Annotated in this window: 18 protein-coding genes and 2 tRNA genes; 6 read left to right on the top strand and 14 right to left on the bottom strand. The window is 43.2% G+C overall.

Annotated elements, in window-relative coordinates:
- Positions 1 to 10: 10 nt before the first annotated feature.
- On the bottom strand, positions 11 to 559 hold the full coding sequence (locus K429_RS0120735) for an RNA polymerase sigma factor (protein WP_007213274.1): 549 nt from the start codon (positions 557 to 559) through the stop codon (positions 11 to 13).
- A gap of 177 nt (positions 560 to 736) precedes the next feature.
- Between K429_RS0120735 and K429_RS0120730 the strand changes: the two genes are divergently transcribed.
- Complete coding sequence (locus K429_RS0120730; protein ID WP_029327892.1) at positions 737 to 1,432, top strand: NigD-like protein; 696 nt, start codon at positions 737 to 739, stop codon at positions 1,430 to 1,432.
- Positions 1,433 to 1,559: 127 nt separating this feature from the next.
- On the opposite strand, the gene K429_RS0120725 is transcribed toward K429_RS0120730, so the two are convergent.
- Genes K429_RS0120725 through K429_RS0120710 form a run of 4 tightly spaced genes read right to left on the bottom strand, consistent with a single transcriptional unit; the run spans position 1,560 to position 5,746 of the window.
- Positions 1,560 to 2,576: a zinc-binding alcohol dehydrogenase family protein gene (locus tag K429_RS0120725; protein WP_022209764.1), complete on the bottom strand. Its 1,017-nt coding sequence runs from the start codon at positions 2,574 to 2,576 to the stop codon at positions 1,560 to 1,562.
- A 23-nt stretch (positions 2,577 to 2,599) separates the two neighbouring features.
- Positions 2,600 to 3,859, bottom strand: coding sequence for an L-fucose:H+ symporter permease (fucP, locus tag K429_RS0120720; protein WP_007213271.1), 1,260 nt, complete (start codon positions 3,857 to 3,859; stop codon positions 2,600 to 2,602).
- A 15-nt stretch (positions 3,860 to 3,874) separates the two neighbouring features.
- The gene (locus K429_RS0120715) at positions 3,875 to 4,798 is read right to left on the bottom strand and encodes an amidohydrolase (RefSeq protein WP_007213270.1); all 924 of its coding nucleotides are present in this window, start codon (positions 4,796 to 4,798) and stop codon (positions 3,875 to 3,877) included.
- Positions 4,799 to 4,813: 15 nt separating this feature from the next.
- On the bottom strand, positions 4,814 to 5,746 hold the full coding sequence (locus K429_RS0120710) for an aldo/keto reductase (protein WP_029327891.1): 933 nt from the start codon (positions 5,744 to 5,746) through the stop codon (positions 4,814 to 4,816).
- 181 nt (positions 5,747 to 5,927) lie between these two features.
- Here K429_RS0120710 and K429_RS0120705 point away from each other — a divergent pair, with 181 nt between their 5' ends.
- On the top strand, positions 5,928 to 6,944 hold the full coding sequence (locus K429_RS0120705; RefSeq protein WP_007213268.1) for a LacI family DNA-binding transcriptional regulator: 1,017 nt from the start codon (positions 5,928 to 5,930) through the stop codon (positions 6,942 to 6,944).
- Positions 6,945 to 6,965: 21 nt separating this feature from the next.
- Here the strand turns inward: K429_RS0120705 and K429_RS0120700 are convergent.
- Both K429_RS0120700 and K429_RS0120695 read right to left on the bottom strand, forming a co-directional pair.
- Positions 6,966 to 7,053 (bottom strand) — tRNA-Ser (locus K429_RS0120700).
- 58 nt (positions 7,054 to 7,111) lie between these two features.
- Positions 7,112 to 7,196: transfer RNA gene (locus tag K429_RS0120695), tRNA-Ser, on the bottom strand.
- A gap of 113 nt (positions 7,197 to 7,309) precedes the next feature.
- On the opposite strand from K429_RS0120695, the gene K429_RS0120690 reads away from it, so the two are divergent.
- Both K429_RS0120690 and K429_RS0120685 read left to right on the top strand, forming a co-directional pair.
- Positions 7,310 to 9,835, top strand: coding sequence for an endonuclease MutS2 (locus tag K429_RS0120690; protein ID WP_029327890.1), 2,526 nt, complete (start codon positions 7,310 to 7,312; stop codon positions 9,833 to 9,835).
- A 10-nt stretch (positions 9,836 to 9,845) separates the two neighbouring features.
- Positions 9,846 to 11,057 carry an L-serine ammonia-lyase gene (locus K429_RS0120685; protein WP_029327889.1) on the top strand — a complete coding sequence of 404 codons (1,212 nt, stop codon included), beginning with the start codon at positions 9,846 to 9,848 and terminating at the stop codon, positions 11,055 to 11,057.
- A 105-nt stretch (positions 11,058 to 11,162) separates the two neighbouring features.
- Here K429_RS0120685 and K429_RS0120680 read toward each other — a convergent pair whose 3' ends face one another.
- The 5 genes from K429_RS0120680 to K429_RS0120660 all read right to left on the bottom strand — a co-directional run bounded on the left by K429_RS0120680 (position 11,163) and on the right by K429_RS0120660 (position 14,774).
- Complete coding sequence (locus K429_RS0120680; protein WP_007213265.1) at positions 11,163 to 11,666, bottom strand: PepSY-like domain-containing protein; 504 nt, start codon at positions 11,664 to 11,666, stop codon at positions 11,163 to 11,165.
- A 12-nt stretch (positions 11,667 to 11,678) separates the two neighbouring features.
- On the bottom strand, positions 11,679 to 12,116 hold the full coding sequence (locus K429_RS0120675) for a PepSY-like domain-containing protein (RefSeq protein ID WP_007213264.1): 438 nt from the start codon (positions 12,114 to 12,116) through the stop codon (positions 11,679 to 11,681).
- A 98-nt stretch (positions 12,117 to 12,214) separates the two neighbouring features.
- Entirely contained in the window at positions 12,215 to 13,504 is a 1,290-nt protein-coding gene (locus K429_RS0120670) for a HAMP domain-containing sensor histidine kinase (protein WP_007213263.1), read from the bottom strand.
- A complete protein-coding gene (locus K429_RS0120665) occupies positions 13,501 to 14,178 on the bottom strand; it encodes a response regulator transcription factor (RefSeq protein ID WP_007213262.1) in 678 nt (225 codons plus the stop codon). The genes K429_RS0120670 and K429_RS0120665 overlap by 4 nt, the downstream gene beginning before the upstream one ends.
- Positions 14,179 to 14,225: 47 nt before the next feature.
- Positions 14,226 to 14,774, bottom strand: coding sequence for a DUF4738 domain-containing protein (locus K429_RS0120660; RefSeq protein WP_007213261.1), 549 nt, complete (start codon positions 14,772 to 14,774; stop codon positions 14,226 to 14,228).
- Between the two features lie 376 nt (positions 14,775 to 15,150).
- Here K429_RS0120660 and K429_RS0120655 point away from each other — a divergent pair, with 376 nt between their 5' ends.
- Complete coding sequence (locus K429_RS0120655) at positions 15,151 to 16,776, top strand: hypothetical protein (protein ID WP_029327888.1); 1,626 nt, start codon at positions 15,151 to 15,153, stop codon at positions 16,774 to 16,776.
- A 10-nt stretch (positions 16,777 to 16,786) separates the two neighbouring features.
- The gene (locus K429_RS0120650) at positions 16,787 to 17,824 is read left to right on the top strand and encodes a hypothetical protein (RefSeq protein ID WP_029327887.1); all 1,038 of its coding nucleotides are present in this window, start codon (positions 16,787 to 16,789) and stop codon (positions 17,822 to 17,824) included.
- Between the two features lie 14 nt (positions 17,825 to 17,838).
- On the opposite strand, the gene K429_RS0120645 is transcribed toward K429_RS0120650, so the two are convergent.
- Positions 17,839 to 18,432 (bottom strand): type 1 glutamine amidotransferase family protein, encoded by a 594-nt coding sequence (locus tag K429_RS0120645; protein WP_007213256.1) that lies wholly within the window; start codon positions 18,430 to 18,432, stop codon positions 17,839 to 17,841.
- 159 nt (positions 18,433 to 18,591) lie between these two features.
- Positions 18,592 to 19,668, bottom strand: coding sequence for an MBL fold metallo-hydrolase (locus K429_RS0120640; RefSeq protein WP_029327886.1), 1,077 nt, complete (start codon positions 19,666 to 19,668; stop codon positions 18,592 to 18,594).
- Between the last annotated feature and the right edge of the window lie 50 nt (positions 19,669 to 19,718).

Genomic DNA, 19,718 nt, shown 5'->3' with positions numbered 1-19,718 from the left:
CTTTCCTTCATTAAGCATTGTTCTTCATCCACTCCCGCACTTTTGTAGCCAAAGTAGCTTTAGCACGTGTCAGCTGCGAAGCCGATGACTTCTCATTAATACCCAGCATCTGGGCAATTTCCTTATGAGACTTTTCTTCAAATATATATAAGTTGAATACGGTGCGATAACCGGCAGGTAATTCACTGATAAACTGCATCAGCACCTTCTGAGGAATAGTTTCCACTGTCGAAGCATCGGGTTCCTCGTACGTTTCGGGTACGTTGTCCAGCCCCTCCGACTGGTTTATTACATCATTCTTGCGCAAGTATTGCAGCGCCGTATTCACCATAACACGCTCCATCCACGCCCGCAAGGATCCATCACCTCGCCAAGTGAATTTATCAAAAGAATCGAAGAGCTTCAGGAAACCATCGTGCATGAGGTCCTCTGCTGTATCACGGTCACCCGCATAACGAAGACACACGCTGAGCATCCGCCCTGCATAGCGCTCGTACAGCTCCTTCCTGGCAAGGTTGTCGCCTTGCCTGCACCGTCCTGCCAGTTCCTGTTCTTCCATTCTTTCCTTTGACACGTGTTTACCTTATAAATGCGGCAAAGATAGAAATACTGCACGTAGCGAACAAGAAATTAACTCTTTTGTTTCTTTAACAGTCCTTTATGCAGTATTTACCCTCCCATTGCATTTTTTGAATACATGTAGAAAATAAGATTAACACCCAAAAAACAACAATTGATGAAGAAGCTGAGATTTTATTCGGTAGTATTTACATTTGCACTTTTAATAATACCGATGTTACAGTCTTGTCTGAATGATGATGACGAAAATCGTGGTACTCGTTTCACAATCGGTACTATAGAAGTTATAGGAGAAAAGGAATACTTTTTTAATCTGGATGACGGTGATAAGATGTATCCCAGCGATACTACTTACATCCATAACTACACTGTGGAAAACAACCAACGTGTATTTATTCATTTCCTTCCATTGGAAGAAGATATCCCGGGCTATGACTATAATGTGAAACTTATCCAACTTGAGAACATACTGACAAAAGATATTATTCCACTTACCGAGGAAACGGCTGACAGCATCGGTAATGACCGTATCAATGCTACCTCATTATGGATTACGGGAAATTATCTGAACATAGAACACCAATTCTTCCACAGCAATAATCCAGATAAGAAGCACATGCTGAACCTGGTCATAAATGAAACAGCCGAGACACCTGATCCGGAAGACGAGTATTTCACTTTGGAATTCCGGCACAATGCCTATAACGATGAACAACGTACGCCGGGTTGGGGAATCGTATCATTCAGACTGGATAAAATAACCGAGCAATTGGCAGGAAAGAAAGGATTAAAAATAATCGTCAATACGATTTATGACGGAAAACAAACCTATACGATAGATCTGAAAAAATAGTAAAATAGGATTAAACAATAAGAGACCAACCTAAACTGACCGATTGAAAACGGAGAGGGTGCATTCCTACAGTGAATACACCCTCTTTTACTTTAAAAAAGCCTTATTTAAAAGACCTTGAAATCTCTTATAACTGTACAAGGATACGGAATACTTTTCCAGGATTAGCCGCCCACTCCGTCATAGCTTCCAATGCATCTTCAGGTACTGCTACCTTCGTTATTAATTCTTCTACCGGGCAAGTTCCTGCCTTCATATAGTTGATGACCGCACGAAAGTCGGCCGGCAATGCATTTCTGGAACCACGTATGTCCAATTCTTTCTGGACAAAATACTTCGTCTGGAAAGCGACTTCACTTTTCGCATAACCAATGCAAACGACACGCCCTGAAAAAGCAACTTCATCCACAGCCATTACATAAGTCACAGGACTACCGACAGCTTCAATCACAACATCAGCTCCAAAACCTTCCGTAATCTCTTGAATCCGGCTATGTACATCTTCCGTTTTAGAATTAACCGTATGAGACGCTCCCATTCTCCGAGCCAGCTCCAACTTCTCATCATCCAAGTCCACAGCAATAACAATGGCACCTCTAAGAGCGGCACGAACAATAGCACCTATACCAATCATACCGCAACCGATGACCATCACATATTCATTGTCAATCACCTGACCGCGCGAAACGGCATGAAATCCCACACTCATCGGCTCAATCAAGGCACAATCACGCGGAGAAATATCACCTGCCGGAATAATTTTAGTCCAGGGCAATACAGCATACTCACACATCACGCCATTCCGCTGCACTCCCAATGTTTCATTATGTTCGCAGGCATTGACACGACCATTGCGGCACGAGGCACATTTACCACAATTAGTATATGGATTCAGAGTCACATTCATTCCTTTTTCAAAGCCTGCCGGAACATCCGGACCTATTTCTTCAATTACCGCACCTACTTCATGCCCTGGCACTACAGGCAATTTTACCATCGGATTACGCCCCAGGAAGGTGTTCAAATCGGAACCGCAGAAACCCACATATTTAATTCTCACTAACACCTCACCGGCACCAACCACCGGTTTTTCAAGTTCAACCACCTTCATTTCAGAGGGGTTGACTATTTGAACTGCTTTCATTTTATATATTTGAAATTAATTGTTTAATCAATAACCTTATAACCTTTCCAGCCATAGTAGGCACAGAATATAAAGCAAATCATCGGTACACAGTAAGCTGCATAATAAATGTGCTCATTGGCGTGCATGAAATAAGCCGTCAACTGAGGGAGACAGGCATTACCGACAATAGCCATCACGAGAAAAGCCGAACCACTTTTTGTCTGGTCACCCAATCCCTTCAGAGCCAGAGAGAACTGGGTAGGATACATAATAGACATGAAAAAAGAGATAGCCAGCATGGCATATAATCCTACCATACCTCCCCAAATCATTACCACTCCGCACAAAAGAATATTCATTAAGGAATAAACCAACAACATATCCTGCGGACGGAATTTCACCATCAGTCCTGTACCAATCCAGCGCCCTACAAGGAAAGCAAGCATATAAAGTCCGAAGAAAGTTGTTGCGGTTTCTTCCGGAAGTCCTGCATAAGAACAGCAATAGACAAGGAACAAACTGTTGATCGCTGTCTGCCCGCCATTATAAAAGAACTGCGCAATTACCCCCCAACGCAAGTGTGAATGTTTCAGTACACCAAAGTCAATCAACTTTTCTTTCTTTGAACCGGAAGAAGGAGTCTTACTTTCATCTCCTATCTGCGGCAATTTGGAAAATATGAACACCACTGCTATAATCACCAACAGCAAGGCCAGCATCAGATAAGGGAACTTCATTGCATCCGTCTCTACTTGTATATAAGCCTGCCAGCCACCCGGATAATCTACGGGTAAAGTATCACGTGTATAATGCGTGCCACTCAGAATCAGTTTACTCAGAAACATAGCAGAGATAAAGGCGCCGAGTCCGTTGAAAGATTGTGCCAGATTCAACCGTCGTGGTGCTGTTTCGGGCGCCCCCAAAACGGTAACATACGGATTAGCAGCAGTCTCCAGGAAACACATACCGGTAGCTATGATAAAGAAAATGCAGAGATAGGCCCAATAGGCTTTCAACATGGCAGCCGGGAAAAAGAGCAAACCACCCAATGCCGCCAACAATAAACCGAAAATAATGCCTGCTTTGTAGCTATAACGCTTCATGAACATAGCTATCGGAATCGGGAAAATGAAGTAAGCAAGCCAATAGGCAGTTTCGGTAAATGACGCCTCAAAGGTGTTCAGTTCACAGGTTTTCATCAACTGCCGTATCATTGTCGGGAGCAGATTGCTGCTAATTGCCCAAAGGAAAAAAAGGCAGAAGACCAGCGCCAAAGGTATCGTATAAGTATTTTTTTTCATGGTATTATTATCTTCTTATTCAGACATGTTTTTGATATATGGCAATACAGGAAGATCAGTAAATCCATAGAATTTCCGGGCATTTTCTCCAAGGAACAGCCTTTTTTCATCTTCTTGCAAATCGGGTGATTTCACGATAAAATCATACGACATTTTGTAAGTGATTGCGGTAATAGTACGCGGATAATCCGATCCCCACATCAGTTTCTTCATCCCGACCAGTTCGGCAGCTTTCCGTATAGCTTTTACTGCTCCCTTAAAAGGATAGAACTCATCATTGAAAAGCCAGGTTATTCCTCCTGATTCAATCATCACATTGGGATGAAGAGCCAGCCGTATCTGTTCTTCCCAATCCGGACGTGTCACCATTCCGAAATGCCCGATAGCAATTCTCAACCGGGGACACTCCTGAATGACCTCCTGCATCTCGGGAACTTGCGTTGCTCCGTCCGCCAAGTCTATGGAAAGCATCACATCCCGCTCTTCCATATATCGGAACATCTGCATCATTTCCTCACTATTCAGCATCACCCGTCCCTCTGTAAGCAACAGGCGTTGGGCCGGAATTTTAATAGCTTTGAAACCTCTTGCAATGAGTTCTTTTGCCTGTGCCAGAAACCCGGGCTTACGGAACTCACACATTCCGCAAACAAAGAAGCGATCAGGATAACGAGAAATAACTTCTGCCAGATATTCATTCTGAATACCATCAATAAATTCCTGTGTAATAACAGCAGCAGCCACTTGCGCATAGTCCATGTTCGACAGGAAAACTTCTGCACTATTCACCCCGTCCATCATAAAGGGAGGAACCATTTGGCGGATTTCTCCCATAAACAACGAACGTCCATTATCCAGTGTACGAATGGGAAATCCATCCACCACTGTATCTTGCCGCAACCATAGATGGGCATGGGCATCAATTATTGTATAGTCCATATAGACAGCTATATTTTAAGAATTAGCCCAACTTACGCGTTGCTGTTCCCCAATAATTTCCTGTACTTCATGCACCAGCGCCCAGTCAATCGGCTCTTCAATAAAAGAGACATTCTTTTTCACATTCAGCGGATTGGCTGTACTGAACAATGTAGTCGCAATCCGAGGATTACTAACAGAGAACTGCATAGCTAATTTCTCAATAGGATAATTCTTTGCTTTACAGTATTCCATTGCTTTGCGACAAGCATCCACCAAAGGTTCTGGAGCTGGATGCCATGCAGGAACGCCCCGTTCACTCAACAATCCCATGGATAGCGGAGAGGCATTTATCACGCCTATTCCTTTCGATTCAAAATAATCAAGAAAATCCGCTAGCTTGTCATCGCACAGGCAATAATGGCAGAAATTGAGTATAGATTCTACCGTACCACTGGGTGAGTGATCAATTACCCATTTCAGGTTTTCAAGTTGCAAGTCAGTGATTCCGACATGTCCGACAACTCCTTTTTCACGCAATTCTACCAATGCCGGCAATGTCTCATTAACAACCTGGTTCAGATCAGCAAACTCAATATCGTGTACATTAATCAAATCGATAAAGTCGATATTCAGACGTTCCATGCTCTCATATACACTTTCTACCGCACGTTTTGTAGAGTAATCCCAGGTATTGACACCATCTTTTCCATAACGTCCCACCTTGGTAGAAAGATAATACCGGTCACGTGAAATGTCTTTCAAGGCCTTTCCTAAAACAGTCTCTGCTTTATAATGCCCATAATAAGGGGAAACATCTATAAAATTCATGCCCGATTCGACAGCAGTAAACACAGCCTCAATTCCTTCTTTCTCTTTAACATCATGGAAAACCCCTCCTAAAGAAGAAGCTCCAAAACTGAGAGATGATACTTTCATCCCTGTCTTTCCGATTTCATGGTATTGCATAACTAATTAAATTTAAAAGTTTTTAGATGCGACAAAAATAGGGTAAGAATAATTTCAGGACAGCATATAAGAAGCGAAAACAATACGTAATGGTTTACGTAAAAAAAACGTCCTTCCATACCCTCTTTTATCGGGGAATGTGTTTTCTTTGTAAATGAATCTAATATAGCTGACTTAAGAAATGGAATACCGGAAACATACTTCATTAAAAGATCTCGCCCAAGCATTAGGCGTATCCATTCCCACTGTATCCAGGGCACTAAAAGACAGCCCTGAAATTAGCAGTGAGCTTTGCGCTAAAGCCAAGAAGCTGGCAAAAGAAATGAATTACCGTCCCAATCCTTTTGCCATGAGCCTGCGAAAGAATACCCCGCGTATCATTGGAGTTGTTGTACCGGATATCGTTACCCATTTCTTCGCATCCATCCTGAACGGGATAGAGAATATGGCAGTGGACAACGGATACTTTATCATCATCACCACTTCACACGAATCCTACGAATATGAAAAAAGGAATATTGAGAATTTAGTCAATATGCGGGTAGAGGGTATCATTGCCTGTCTGTCCCAAGAAACTACAGATTATACTCATCTTGCTGCCCTGAAGGATATTAATATGCCACTCATCCTCTTCGACCGTGTTTGCCTGACCGACCAGTTTTCTTCGGTAGTAGCAGATGGAGTGCAATCGGCACAAATGGCTACCCAACATTTATTGGATACTGGTAGTAAACGAGTGGCTTTCATAGGAGGAGCTAACCATTTGGATATTGTGACAAGAAGAAAACACGGTTACCTGGAAGCTCTCCGTGACAATCATATTCCCATTGAAAAAGAACTGGTAATCTGTCGGAAAATAGATTATGAAGAGGGCAAAATAGCAACGGAAGCTTTGTTATCCCTTCCTCAACCTCCCGATGCCATTCTTGCCATGAATGACACATTAGCCTTTGCCGCCATAGAAGTTATTAAAAGTCACGGCCTTCGCATTCCGGAAGATATAGCTATCATCGGTTATACAGACGAACAACATGCCAACTATGTAGAACCGAAACTATCGGCAGTATCACATCAGACCTATAAAATGGGAGAAACGGCTTGTCGTTTATTAATAGACCAAATCAAAGGGGATAGAACAGTCAGACAAGTAATCATTCCGACAAATCTGCAAATCAGGGAAAGTAGTAGAAAGAAATAATAAAAACGGTTTATCAACCTGCGGAGAGACGGGGATTCGAACCCCGGATACCCTTTAGGGGTATACACGCTTTCCAGGCGTGCCTCTTCAACCACTCGAGCATCTCTCCTTGTATATTCCGGTAAGTATTTTCAATAAAAAAGCAGCCATTATTTAGCTGCTTTTAGCGGAGAGACAGGGATTCGAACCCCGGGTACCTCGCAGTACAACGGTTTTCAAGACCGCCGCAATCGACCACTCTGCCACCTCTCCAAACTCCTCTTTCAAGAAGTGCTTTTCTCTTAAAGCGGTGCAAAGGTACAAATCATTTTTAAATCTACAAACTTCCTGCTATTTTTTTCACGAATAAATCGTACTTTTGCAACATGATATACCCGCAGAACTTTGAATATAAAATAGGTTTCGACCAAATACGCCAGTTACTAAGTGAAAAATGCCTTAGTACGCTAGGCGCCGAACGAGTTACCGATATGGCATTCTCCGATCACTTTGAGGAAGTGGAGGAGCGCCTGAACCTCGTGACTGAATTTGTACGCATTATACAGGAAGAAGACAACTTCCCCGCACAGTATTTTTTCGACGTCCGTCCATCCCTCAAACGGATACGCGTTGAAGGAATGTATCTGGACGAACAGGAACTTTTCGACTTACGCCGTTCGCTGGAAACGATACGGGACATCGTACGCTTTCTGGAAAAAGAAGATATGGAGGAGGAAGATTCCCCCTACCCTTGCCTTCGGAATCTCGCCAAAGATATCCTGGCATTCCCGCAATTGATCCAGAAGATAAATAATATACTTTCACCGTACGGAAAGATAAAAGACAATGCTTCATCCGAACTGGCACGTATCCGCCGGGAATTGACAAACACCATGAACAGTATTTCCCGTTCATTGAATGGTATCCTGCGCAACGCCCAATCCGAAGGTGTGGTAGACAAAGATGTTACTCCTACTATGCGTGACGGACGTTTGGTAATTCCGGTTGCTCCGGGGCTGAAACGGAAAATAAAAGGTATCGTGCATGATGAATCGGCAAGTGGAAAAACCGTGTTCATAGAACCTGCCGAGGTAGTGGAAGCCAACAACCGTATCCGTGAACTGGAAGGAGATGAGCGTAGAGAGATTATCCGTATTCTGGTGGAATTCTCCAATCTGCTGCGTCCTTCTATTCCCGAGGTATTGCAGTCTTACGAATTCCTTGCCGAGATAGACTTTATCCGTGCCAAGAGCTTGTTTGCCCTGCAAATATCCGGTATAAAACCCGCACTTGAGAATACGCGCTTACTGGATTGGACTATGGCAGTCCATCCGTTACTGCAACTCTCCCTCTCCAAACATGGGAAAAAGGTAGTTCCCCTCGATATAGAACTAACCGAGAAACAGCGCATATTGATTATATCCGGTCCAAACGCCGGTGGTAAGTCCGTTTGTCTCAAAACAGTAGGGTTATTACAGTATATGCTGCAATGTGGTATGCTCATTCCCATGCATGAACGCAGCCATGCGGGTATTTTCAGCAGCATATTCATTGATATAGGTGACGAGCAATCCATTGAAGATGATTTAAGTACCTATTCTTCTCATCTTACCAATATGAAGATAATGATGAAGAACTGCAATGAACGCAGCCTCATCCTGATCGATGAATTCGGCGGCGGAACAGAACCGCAAATCGGTGGTGCCATAGCCGAAGCCGTACTGAAACGTTTCAACCAAAAGTTAACTTTCGGTGTTATTACTACACACTACCAGAATCTGAAGCACTTTGCCGAAGACCATGAGGGGGTAGTAAATGGAGCTATGCTATATGAGCGCCACCTGATGCAGGCCTTATTCCAACTTCAGATCGGTAACCCCGGAAGTTCATTTGCCGTAGAAATAGCCAGAAAGATCGGTCTTCCGGAAGATGTGATTGCTGACGCATCCGAAATTGTGGGCAGTGAATACATCAATGCTGATAAATACCTGCAAGACATTGTACGTGACAAGCAATATTGGGAAGGCAAACGCCAGACCATCCGCCAACGCGAGAAACATATGGAAGGCACCATCGCCCGTTATCAGGCAGAAATGGAAGACTTACAAAAATCTCGCAAGGAGATTATTAAAAAAGCCAAGGAAGAAGCAGAACAACTGGTACAAGAGGCCAATGCCCGAATTGAGAATACCATCCGTACCATTAAGGAAGCACAGGCTGAAAAAGAAAAGACTCGCCAGGCACGCCAAGAGTTGACGGAATTCCGTCAATCGATGGAAGCTCTTGCCTCTAAAGAACAGGAGGAGAAAATAGCCCGTAAAATGCAGAAATTGCAGGAAAAGCAGAATCGTAAGAAAGAAAAGAAAACAAGAGATACTGATAACGGATTATCAGCACAGGAGCAGGCTGCGCAAAAAGCCAAGCAGGAAGCAGAGCGCCTGGCAAGCATTGTACCGGGAGCGATGGTGAAGATAAAAGGACAAAATTCAGTAGGCGAAGTCCTGGAAGTAAATGGAAAAAATGCCGTTGTAGCATTCGGTAGTATAAAGACTACCATTAAAGTGGAACGTCTGGAGCGTACAAACATTGTTCCGCAAAAGGTAGACAGTTCTACCAAGAGCACATTCGTCAGCAACCAGACGCAGGACAGTATGTACGAAAAGAAACTGAACTTCAAACAAGACATCGACGTACGCGGTATGCGGGGTGATGAAGCTTTGCAGGCAGTGACCTACTTTATTGACGATGCCATTCTTGTTGGGATGTCCCGCGTACGTATTCTTCACGGAACAGGTACGGGCATTTTGCGTACACTTATTCGCCAGTACCTGCAAACAGTTCCCGGTATCAGACACTTTGCCGATGAGCATGTGCAATTTGGCGGTGCAGGAATTACAGTTGTTGACCTATAAATAAAATAGTATGAAATCAATCAAAGAACTCTACCGTATCGGTACAGGGCCATCAAGCAGCCATACAATGGGCCCTCGCAAAGCTGCCGAGCTATTTCTGGAAAAACATCCGGAAGCCTCCTCATTTAAAGTTACTTTATACGGTAGCCTTGCCGCCACCGGTAAAGGGCATATGACTAATATAGCCATAACCGATACCCTGCAACCTGCCGCTCCGGTAGAAATCATCTGGGAACCGAAAATATTCCTGCCTTTTCATCCCAACGGGATGAAGTTCGTTTCTGTAGATGCAGCAGGCAATGAAACAGATTCATGGACAGTATTTAGCGTGGGCGGTGGTGCTTTAGCCGAAGAAAACGATGGTGCATCTTCCGTCAACACTCCTGATATCTACTCTATGAACCACATGACTGAGATTCTGCAATGGTGCGAAAAAACCGGAAAAAGTTATTGGGAATACGTTAAGGAATGTGAGGAAGAAGATATCTGGGATTACTTGCAAGAAGTTTGGAAAACCATGCAGGCAGCCGTTCGCCGCGGACTGGAACAGGAAGGCGTATTGCCCGGTCCATTGAACCTGCGTCGCAAAGCCTCTACTTATTATATACGCGCCAGCGGATACAAACAATCCCTGCAATCCCGTGGACTGGTATTTGCCTATGCCCTTGCCGTAAGTGAAGAGAACGCTTCAGGCGGAACCATAGTTACTGCACCTACCTGCGGTTCCTGCGGTGTAATGCCGGCAGTGTTATATCATTTGGCAAAGAGCCGCGATTTCAGCGATATCCGCATCCTCCGCGCACTTGCCACTGCCGGTCTTGTAGGAAACATTGTAAAGACAAACGCATCCATATCGGGAGCGGAAGTTGGATGTCAGGGAGAAGTGGGGGTAGCTTGTGCTATGGCCTCAGCCGCTGCCAATCAATTATTCGGTGGCAGTCCGGCTCAAATAGAATATGCAGCTGAAATGGGATTAGAGCATCATCTGGGAATGACCTGTGACCCGGTTTGCGGATTAGTACAGATCCCCTGTATCGAACGAAATGCCTATGCCGCCGCCCGTGCACTGGATGCCAACCTTTATTCCTCATTCACCGATGGAATGCACCGTGTATCTTTCGATAAGGTTGTAGAAGTAATGAAAGAAACCGGAAACGACCTGCCTTCACTCTATAAAGAAACCAGCGAAGGGGGATTGGCAAAAGATTACCGACCAATGTAATTGAGTTACAAGCTACGAGTTACAAGTTGCTGCGCTATGTCAGTCTTTGAACTGCTAAACGCTATCAAGCCGCAGGACTCTTGTAGCTCGTAGCTTGTAGCTTTCTCACTCTTCCGGTGGATAAATCGTATCATCCTTTCCCGTTACATTCACAGTATTCATCAGCCCTCCATCTTCCGAATAGAATAACTGATACTTCTGATTCCCCTGCTTCACTTCAATCACATATTGCATGGGTTGCAACGGATACAGCAAAAAATAATAATCATCTTGTACCCAGTTTGCATATTCGCTATTATTAAATGCAGTCTGGACAGCTCCGGGAACATCATTCCAGTATATTTCCGATTCTGTCATCCACCAGTTTCCATTGGCATCAAACCATATATCGGAATCTTTTCCGTCCAGCCAGCAATCGGCTACAAAATACGAGCTTTTCTGCTTCCAGTCTACGTCCGTAGCATTTGGATATTTCTGCTTCAAAGCCTGTGTTACAGCCTCCGGCACATTGATACTCTTATCATCGTCATCATCATCGCTGCATGCACTGAATGTCAATGCAGTCATGCACATCATCATCGCTAACATCAAGAATCTTGTTTTCATCATTTTCTCCCTCCATTAGTCATCCAAACTGACAAACTGTCCTTTCTTATTGAATTTCAAAGAGAAATCATTGGCAAGTTCCACCTCAATCCCCGTACTTTTACGCTCTATCTTAGTGATAATTTCATTAGGAAAATTAGCCTTTACGTAATCTTTTACAGAGGCTGGGATAAGGGCGGCAGGCACAGCATTCTTTTTACAGTCTACTTCCATCCAATTACCTTTCTTGTCGAAGTCAATCTCCGTGCGGTCAGTCAGTGTCACTTCATACTTCTTGGACAGGAACTCACTGTCTATCTTGATGTATGAAATCTGCGGTTTACTGAAATACTGATTGATAAAGTTACGCGCAGTCAATGGAAGTTCCTTTACGTCTTTGGTAATCACATCACCAGCAAAAGCGAACTGAACGGCTACGATAGCCAATACGAGAATAGATAAAACCTTCTTCATAATCGTTATTGTTTTTAAGTGTTACTAATTTATTTCCTGTTTTTATTCACACTGCAAATAACGATACTGAATCGGGAAAGATTTGGGAATATTCGCCTTTAGCTTTTCTTTTGAGATTCTTTAACAAGCAAGAACAGATGCATTCCTTCCTGCCATTTATAAGTCAGACTGAGAGAGGCGGACAAAGCAATGGAACGGGCGATGGCAAGCCCCAAACCGGTAGAATCCTTCTTCCCGTCAATACTGCGATAAAAACGCCGGAACAACTTTTCTCCATCCAACGGATGTTCACCACTGTTCATGATAGTAAGAGAAGAAGGCGTAGTCGCTATATGCAGTTCACCGCCTTCACGATTATGCACCAAAGAATTTTTCACCAAATTGGAAACCAAAATCTGTGCCAGGGAAAGGTTGCAGCGAATCACGAAAGGTTCCGTCTCTTTCGTACGTACCAGATGTATTTTCTTGCCTTCATATATATCCATCAAATCAGGCAATAGTTCATCCAAGACTTCATCTACCGAAACATCTTCTGTTTCGGTATATTGTCCGTTTTCAATACGGGAAAGCAACAACAAAGATTTATTCAGTCTGACAGCTCTGCCCAATGTAGTATATATTTCATCCAGCTCTTTCAACTGTTCTTCCGTCATCGACTCATTCTCCGCAAGCAACTCAATCTTGCCACGAACAATGGCAAGCGGTGTCTGCAACTCATGCGAAGCATTTTCTATAAACTGCTTCTGTTCCTCATACGCCTTATAACTACGGTTTCCCATATCCACAGCCGCATCACCCAACTGCTGAAATTCCCGTATCTTCGTCGGGTTGTCCAACACCGGAAGCTCCTTGCCCGGCTGAATTTGTTGCAGCCAGTTCAGCAGGCGATGCAACGGGCGAAATACACTTTGCAGTATCAGTCGTGTCCCGATGGATGTGCAAATCAAAAACAGCAGAAACAATGCTCCCAAATACCACAGGATAGCCTCCACCATATCATCACGCTCCAAGATGGAAATCATCAGTTCCAGTTCATAAAACTGCCCATCCGGCATACGGAAAGCCGTCTTTAGTACCCTCACCGGCTCATCTTCATCTTCGCTTTCTATATAGACAGTAGAGTCATAAAACTCTTCATCATAGTCCTCAGCTTCTTCTTCGGATATAGGCCGGAATTTGTAGAAAGACATCAATGTCCCCTCCGTATCAAGAATAGACGGGTCCATCAAGGCATTATTGATTAATATCTCACTGTAATTTTCAAGCGTATCATCCGTTTCATCCATCACTTCGTCAATAATGGCATAATAAAACAATACCCCCCATACCGCCATCAACAGCAATAGCAGCAATGAGAGTTTCCGATAGGTATAATGAAGCAGTTTCATACTTCAGAGAGTTTATAGCCAAAACCATATACTGCCTTCAGTTCTACGGTAGCTTCAGCTTGTTTCAGTTTACGACGAAGATTTTTCACTTGTGAGTAAATGAAATCCAATGAATCTACCTGATCGATATTATCTCCCCACACAGACTCCGCGAGACTCATTTTATTAATAACGCGATCAGGATTGACTATAAAATAATAAAGCAGATCAAATTCTTTCCGGTTAAGTTGTAAAGGCACTCCTCCTACCTCTACCTGGCGTTTGTCAGGATACAGCAACAGATTTCCCATTGTAATGGAAACATCACCCTTTGCTTGTCGACGGCGAATAACAGACTTCACCCGCGCATTGAGCTCGGCCAAATGGAAAGGCTTCGTAAGATAGTCATCAGCGCCCAATTCCAGCCCTTCCACCTTATCATCCAAAGAATCCTTGGCAGAAATAATCAACACACTGTCACTACGATGCAGGCGTTTGAGTTCGCGCAGCAAATCCAGACCGCTTCCACCAGGCAGCATAATGTCCAGCAGGATACAGTCATAATCGTAGTCATTCACTTTATCCAGTGCCGAAAAGTAATCGGCAGCAGTTTCCACAACGAAATGCTCTTTTACAAGGGAAATGCGGATCGTTTCCCGCAAATCCGGTTCATCTTCTACAATCAGGATTTTCATACCGGCAAAGGAAACTCATAAATTAGGAAACAATCTGGAATCTTTGATCAAATGCTGTCTGTTTCGTGCAAATCTTCCAGCAATTCTTCTTTCGCCAAGGATATTTTGCCATCGGCAGATACAGTAATCGATAGTGGAATGTAAAGGTCGGACTGCGGATAGCACACACTTGCCGCATAAACGATCCCCTGAGGTGTGGTCTTATCATACACCAGTCCCTCAAGGATAGAATGTTTCATGAACTTTGCATCCACTAACGAAGCAAAACTCTCTTTTGTAAACACCTTGTCAACAATAGACTTACCGCCGGAAGTTATACGCAGAGTAATGCTATTATCAACAAATTTATCTCCTTGTTCATTAATCACAACAGGTAAACTGTCATCCGGCCTGCGAACCACGCTCGATTGATATTCCTTACCTTTATACGTAAAACTGGTCTTACTATCAGATACCTGCATACGTTGCAAACCATTAGCATCCACACTGTCTTTCATCAGTACCTGTATATCTCCCCTATCCTCTTTTTTCTGAGAAGAACAAGCTGACAACAGCCACATCGCTATACATATCCAGAAGTAAAATACGTTTCTCATTCTACCATTTGTTTACAATTAACGGGAACAAAGGAACAAAAAGGGAGGCAAAAATGCAAGGGAAAAGCAAAAGAAATAAAAACGGGCGAAAATGTTCCGCCCGTTTCATAAAACTAATACCATACTATATTTTATTTATACCTATTGAATCTTGATGTTTATAAGACAACAGGAAAAGCAAAAAGTTTAATAGGATCTTTCGTTTTAACATAAAAAAGGAATATAGCCCGATATACCCTATCGTCTGCATCAAAGCCCGGCATATTACACTAATAAAGGCCAACAACTTACGGTACCCGGCTTCATTGAATTTCATAAAGCGCTTCCCATAATTTCCGGAGACAAGGAATACACCACTGCTTCCGGAAAAACAATCGTGATCAAAGCTAATCCCCATATCAGTGCGGCAGATTTGACTTTACGCATCGACTGTGAAGATCCGCTTTATAAGAAAATGACCGATGTAATACCTCAGTATAAAGTTTCTTTCTCTGCCTATAGCCGCCAAGGAAGCTGGGCTTATCCGATACGCCCTGCCCATTGTCGGGAAGGCGTGGCTCTGATGTTAAACCTAGCATACGCATTCTCTTCACAGGAATTCGCAGACGAACTGGAGAAATACAGAGGAAAGCTACATAGCGATAATAATAAGACAGTCATCAATGTCGATCAATTGAAACAGAAAGTACTAAACCACGGCGCATACCTTCTCGGACACGTCAGTGGTGTAAACGGTTTGGGTGGAGGCTACACTTTAGGTCTGGCAGAATGGTGCTTTCTACAGCATTATCCCGATGATGAATACAACATACATACCATCTTCCACGAAATAGGGCATTGCCTCGGATACGGGCACGACGGTAACATGACCTATGAGCAGACAGGTCCCGGATGGATCACCCTGGGACGTGCTGTCTATCTGAAGTTAGGTCAGGAGAAACGTCTCCCTGTTTACTCACGGCGTTTTATGCATACCCGTAAAAATGCGACTACCCTATACGGTAGTTCTAAATATGTAGGTTCCACATTCGTCATAGAAGATCCGGAACTGGATGCAATAGACGGCGGCCTCGGTTTTCATCCAGTAGAAGACAACGAAAACATTGCAGACGGTACCCCATTATCGGTGTCATTAAAATGGTCGGACGTGCCCGAAGCTACGGAAACGACTTTCAAACCTAAAGATGTTACAGCCTATCAGGATCGCATTTACATAGTTAATAATGCTACCGGAAACTATAGTATAGAAGTCTTCCAAGAGAAGAACGGGCAAGTAATCCATTGTGGACGTATCAGAAACTGGACACGCAACGGCACATCCGAAACTTTTGCCGGTGAACCCAATGGAATTACAGCCGCCCATGGCAAAATATATGTAACCAATACGAGTAGCCGGACAGATGTTTTTGATGCCACGACACTGAAATTTATAACATGTATCGGAAACGGACAATGGGGTGAAGGCAGCTATCAAACCGTGCATGCTTTCGAAACTTTAGTAAAAAACGGTTGTGTATTCATCCGTGATAAAAGGCGTGTTTGCGTCTTTATGGAAAAAGATGTCACAGCGGATAATTGTATGCGCATACCGAACTACTGCCGTTTCAACAATGTAGGCGAAGTGATGGGAACATACGGAATGACAATAGATAAAGACAATATACTTTATACTACCCACATTGGTAAAAAGGAAATCTATGCCTATGATCTTACTACCATGCGTGAACAGAAAGTATTAAACCCGGTCCGCACCCTGAAGTTACCAACGCAAGCCTATGATGTGGTTTCCTGGGACGGTCGTATGTTTGTGACTTTAAATCAAAAGACAGAATGTCTTGTAGAAATCAATCCCCAGGATGGAAGCATCTTAAAAGACTATTCTACCATAAACGGAAAGTCTTTTAGCAATCCGGAGAAAATAGCCCTGGCCCGCCAGACTCTCTTTGTGATAAACCGCGGAACAGGTACAGTGACAAGCATCCCATTAAATGAATTGAAGTAAGAAGAAAGAAATGAAGATAATATATATACTATTCGCAGGTTTATGCCTGCTTTCATGTGAAAAGACAAAGATAGAAGACGTTATCCGGGAAGTGGAACCGGACCAACCTTCATCCATACATTATTACTACTCATACAAAGCCGGAGAAGTGATTAATGCAGAAAAGCTTGGGTATGCTTCCGATGAATTCATGCCCGGTTGTACATATATATACGGTGACACCCTTTTCATTGCCAATACTCAAAACGGACATTTCAGCGTGGAATTATACAGTTTGTCCGCTCATCAGAAATTAGGTTCATTAAATACATGGACCTACAATGATGTAATGCAAACATTCGGTAATTACGTAGAGGCCATTTCCGTAGCTAATGAGAGGCTTTATCTCGCCAATATAAGCTCGTGCATTGATGTGTTTGATGTACATACACTGAAATTTATCACCCGAATCGGGAACCGTAACTGGGGGCATGGAAACACACAGTTGTTTCATACACATGCAATGGCTATTGTAGACGATTACATAATAGTGCGCATGAAAGATGGCCTGCAAGTAACCTTGCAAAGTGATGTGAGTGCGGAAAAATATCAGAATCTAAATTACTACTCACGTGGAAGTCTGGATGGTTTCGATGTAAACAACGGATTTTATTCGCATCAGATGGCAGTAGATACAACCGGATTGGTATTTCTCGCCGATTACGGACAATACGGCAACCGGAAAATACATGTGATTGATACTACCCTTATCCAGAAGGGAAGCAATATCACAATGACTACCAGTCAGACGCTTCCTCTGGAATTTAATCCCAGAGGAATAGCTTTATACAAAAATCTGATGTACATCTCAGCAGCCGACGGTAGTATCCGATGCTATGACAGAGAGAAAAAGAAATTCTTCCTGACTTTCAAATCAGTGCCCGGCTATACATTCAAAGGCGGACAAAAGTTATTGGTTTATAACAACCGACTATGGGTCACAGATGTCTCAACAAGAGAAATCGTCGGAGTAGATATATTCCGCAATGTGATTGAGGAATATGAATAATGACAAGACTAAAGTTACCTCACAAAGCCATTTTTATAATAATCATAAGCAGCATCAATTTTTTCCGGAGTATCTGCATGCAAAAGAAGTAATAATTCACGGGTAAACTCCAAATGCCCGGTTCCGTTAGCAGTTACGATATTCTTATCGCTGACTGCCTGCTTTTCCTGGTACCCGGCTTCATTGGTATATGCACTACCTGCAAACTGCTTCAGATATGGAAGCGTATTACTGGTATGCTTTACATCATTCAGGAAACCATGCGCTCCCATAAAGGCAGAAGCATTGCAAATAGCTCCAACTATCTTGCCACGCTGTAATGCATCCTGCACAATTGGCACCACCTGTTCTGCCTCAGGCGATTGCCAGTGCATACCACCAACCAATACCAATGCCGCATAGTCAGCAGGCATCGTTTGAAAACTATAATCAGGCAAAGTACGAAAACCGCCGACAGAACGCACAACATCCAATGTAGGGGCAACTACCTTCGGTATATATTTCACTTCACTACCTGGTATTACCCCGGTATTTAGGGAAATGGCAAGGAAAGCGCCTTCCCAGTCGGCATATTCATTTAAAAGCAGGAATAAGACTTCTTGTTTCATAAGATTCGTATTTAGAATGTTTTTAATATCTGCTGACAAAGTTACACCAATACTCAAAAAGTCTACTATTTGGGGATAGAAAAAAACAAAAAAGCTGATATGACTGCCTTTACATAGCAATCATATCAGCCACTCACTATTATTACAGAGATGAAAATTCTATAACGGCATTACCTCCCCTATCTCAGGAATCATCATATTCAGCGAGTCTTGTTCCTGCATCTTTTTCTCATTCGTCAAAGGCTCATTCCAAGGATGCTTTGCCAATGCATACTTTGAATGATGTACAGTCATTATTTTTTTTGCTTTCAGATCTTTAGCTGCCTTTGCCATATTAGAAGGCATTAGATGGATAAGGTTCCAACCTTCATTATACTGGCCGTTTTCCAGAATCGCAAGGTCTATATCCGGAAAGTGCTTCCCTATTTCCTCAAAATGAGAGTCATAACCACCGTCACCGGCCATATATATTTTCTGTGATGGAGTTTCTATCAGAAAGGATGCCCACAATGTCTGATTGGCCTTTAAACCACGACCGGAGAAATGGCGTGTCGGAAGACAATGGACAGCAAAACCATTTTCCAAAACAGCGTCTTCATACCAGTCCAATTCTACAAGCCGGTCTTTATCATATCCCCAATATTCGAAATGTTCGCCAACGCCGAGTCCGCAAATCACTTTTCCTACCCGGTCTTTCAGACTTTTCACTGTCCGGTAATCCAGGTGATCCCAATGATCGTGCGAAATCACCATATAATCGATATCCGGCATATCTTCGGGTTTATAAACATCAGTTCCTTTAAATGATTTGTTGACGAAAGATACAGGCGAAGCCATGCAAAAAACAGGATCAACGAGAAATCGCTTTCCATCTACCTGAATAAAGTAGGAAGAATGTCCAAACCAGATCAGTACATTTTCATCACGCCCCAACTTATGCAAATCCGTTTTGATAACCGGAACTTCATTCTCCGGACGCAGGTTCTCTGTTTTGCGGAATAAGAAAGAAAGCATAGCACCAAAGCGTCCTTCGTCCGAAGTCATCATCTGCGTCGGATGCAGATTATTGAACTGGCCGTCACGGTAATGAGGTGAGCGTTTGATTCGCTCTAAACGCGCTCCCTGAGGCAAACTGCCGAAACTCGGCTGATTAATAAAAATAAATACGGAAGCGCATATTATGCCTATAACCGCCAACACAATCCAAAGCCACATCTGTTTTTTATTTTTGCTCATTCTAAATTAGCTTATTAGCTACGAGCTACAAGTACCTTTCGGTGTGATAG

Origin of the sequence: Bacteroides sp. 14(A) (assembly GCF_000526555.1) — a bacterium.
Lineage (GTDB): Bacteria > Bacteroidota > Bacteroidia > Bacteroidales > Bacteroidaceae > Bacteroides > Bacteroides cellulosilyticus.
The sequence above is the reverse complement of the archived record's forward strand: the minus strand, read 5'-3'. Positions and strand labels throughout refer to the sequence as shown.

What these genes read in the sequence shown, in the direction of transcription:
- K429_RS0120725 (WP_022209764.1), bottom strand. Translation starts at nt 2,576, where the DNA reads ATGAAAGCAGTTCAAATAGTCAACCCCTCTGAAATGAAGGTGGTTGAA.
- K429_RS0120690 (WP_029327890.1), top strand. Translation starts at nt 7,310, where the DNA reads ATGATATACCCGCAGAACTTTGAATATAAAATAGGTTTCGACCAAATA.
- K429_RS0120715 (WP_007213270.1), bottom strand. Translation starts at nt 4,798, where the DNA reads ATGGACTATACAATAATTGATGCCCATGCCCATCTATGGTTGCGGCAA.
- K429_RS0120685 (WP_029327889.1), top strand. Translation starts at nt 9,846, where the DNA reads ATGAAATCAATCAAAGAACTCTACCGTATCGGTACAGGGCCATCAAGC.
- K429_RS0120665 (WP_007213262.1), bottom strand. Translation starts at nt 14,178, where the DNA reads ATGAAAATCCTGATTGTAGAAGATGAACCGGATTTGCGGGAAACGATC.
- K429_RS0120645 (WP_007213256.1), bottom strand. Translation starts at nt 18,432, where the DNA reads ATGAAACAAGAAGTCTTATTCCTGCTTTTAAATGAATATGCCGACTGG.
- K429_RS0120675 (WP_007213264.1), bottom strand. Translation starts at nt 12,116, where the DNA reads ATGAAGAAGGTTTTATCTATTCTCGTATTGGCTATCGTAGCCGTTCAG.
- K429_RS0120650 (WP_029327887.1), top strand. Translation starts at nt 16,787, where the DNA reads ATGAAGATAATATATATACTATTCGCAGGTTTATGCCTGCTTTCATGT.
- K429_RS0120640 (WP_029327886.1), bottom strand. Translation starts at nt 19,668, where the DNA reads ATGAGCAAAAATAAAAAACAGATGTGGCTTTGGATTGTGTTGGCGGTT.
- K429_RS0120670 (WP_007213263.1), bottom strand. Translation starts at nt 13,504, where the DNA reads ATGAAACTGCTTCATTATACCTATCGGAAACTCTCATTGCTGCTATTG.
- K429_RS0120710 (WP_029327891.1), bottom strand. Translation starts at nt 5,746, where the DNA reads ATGCAATACCATGAAATCGGAAAGACAGGGATGAAAGTATCATCTCTC.
- K429_RS0120705 (WP_007213268.1), top strand. Translation starts at nt 5,928, where the DNA reads ATGGAATACCGGAAACATACTTCATTAAAAGATCTCGCCCAAGCATTA.
- K429_RS0120730 (WP_029327892.1), top strand. Translation starts at nt 737, where the DNA reads ATGAAGAAGCTGAGATTTTATTCGGTAGTATTTACATTTGCACTTTTA.
- fucP (WP_007213271.1), bottom strand. Translation starts at nt 3,859, where the DNA reads ATGAAAAAAAATACTTATACGATACCTTTGGCGCTGGTCTTCTGCCTT.
- K429_RS0120680 (WP_007213265.1), bottom strand. Translation starts at nt 11,666, where the DNA reads ATGATGAAAACAAGATTCTTGATGTTAGCGATGATGATGTGCATGACT.
- K429_RS0120660 (WP_007213261.1), bottom strand. Translation starts at nt 14,774, where the DNA reads ATGAGAAACGTATTTTACTTCTGGATATGTATAGCGATGTGGCTGTTG.
- K429_RS0120735 (WP_007213274.1), bottom strand. Translation starts at nt 559, where the DNA reads ATGGAAGAACAGGAACTGGCAGGACGGTGCAGGCAAGGCGACAACCTT.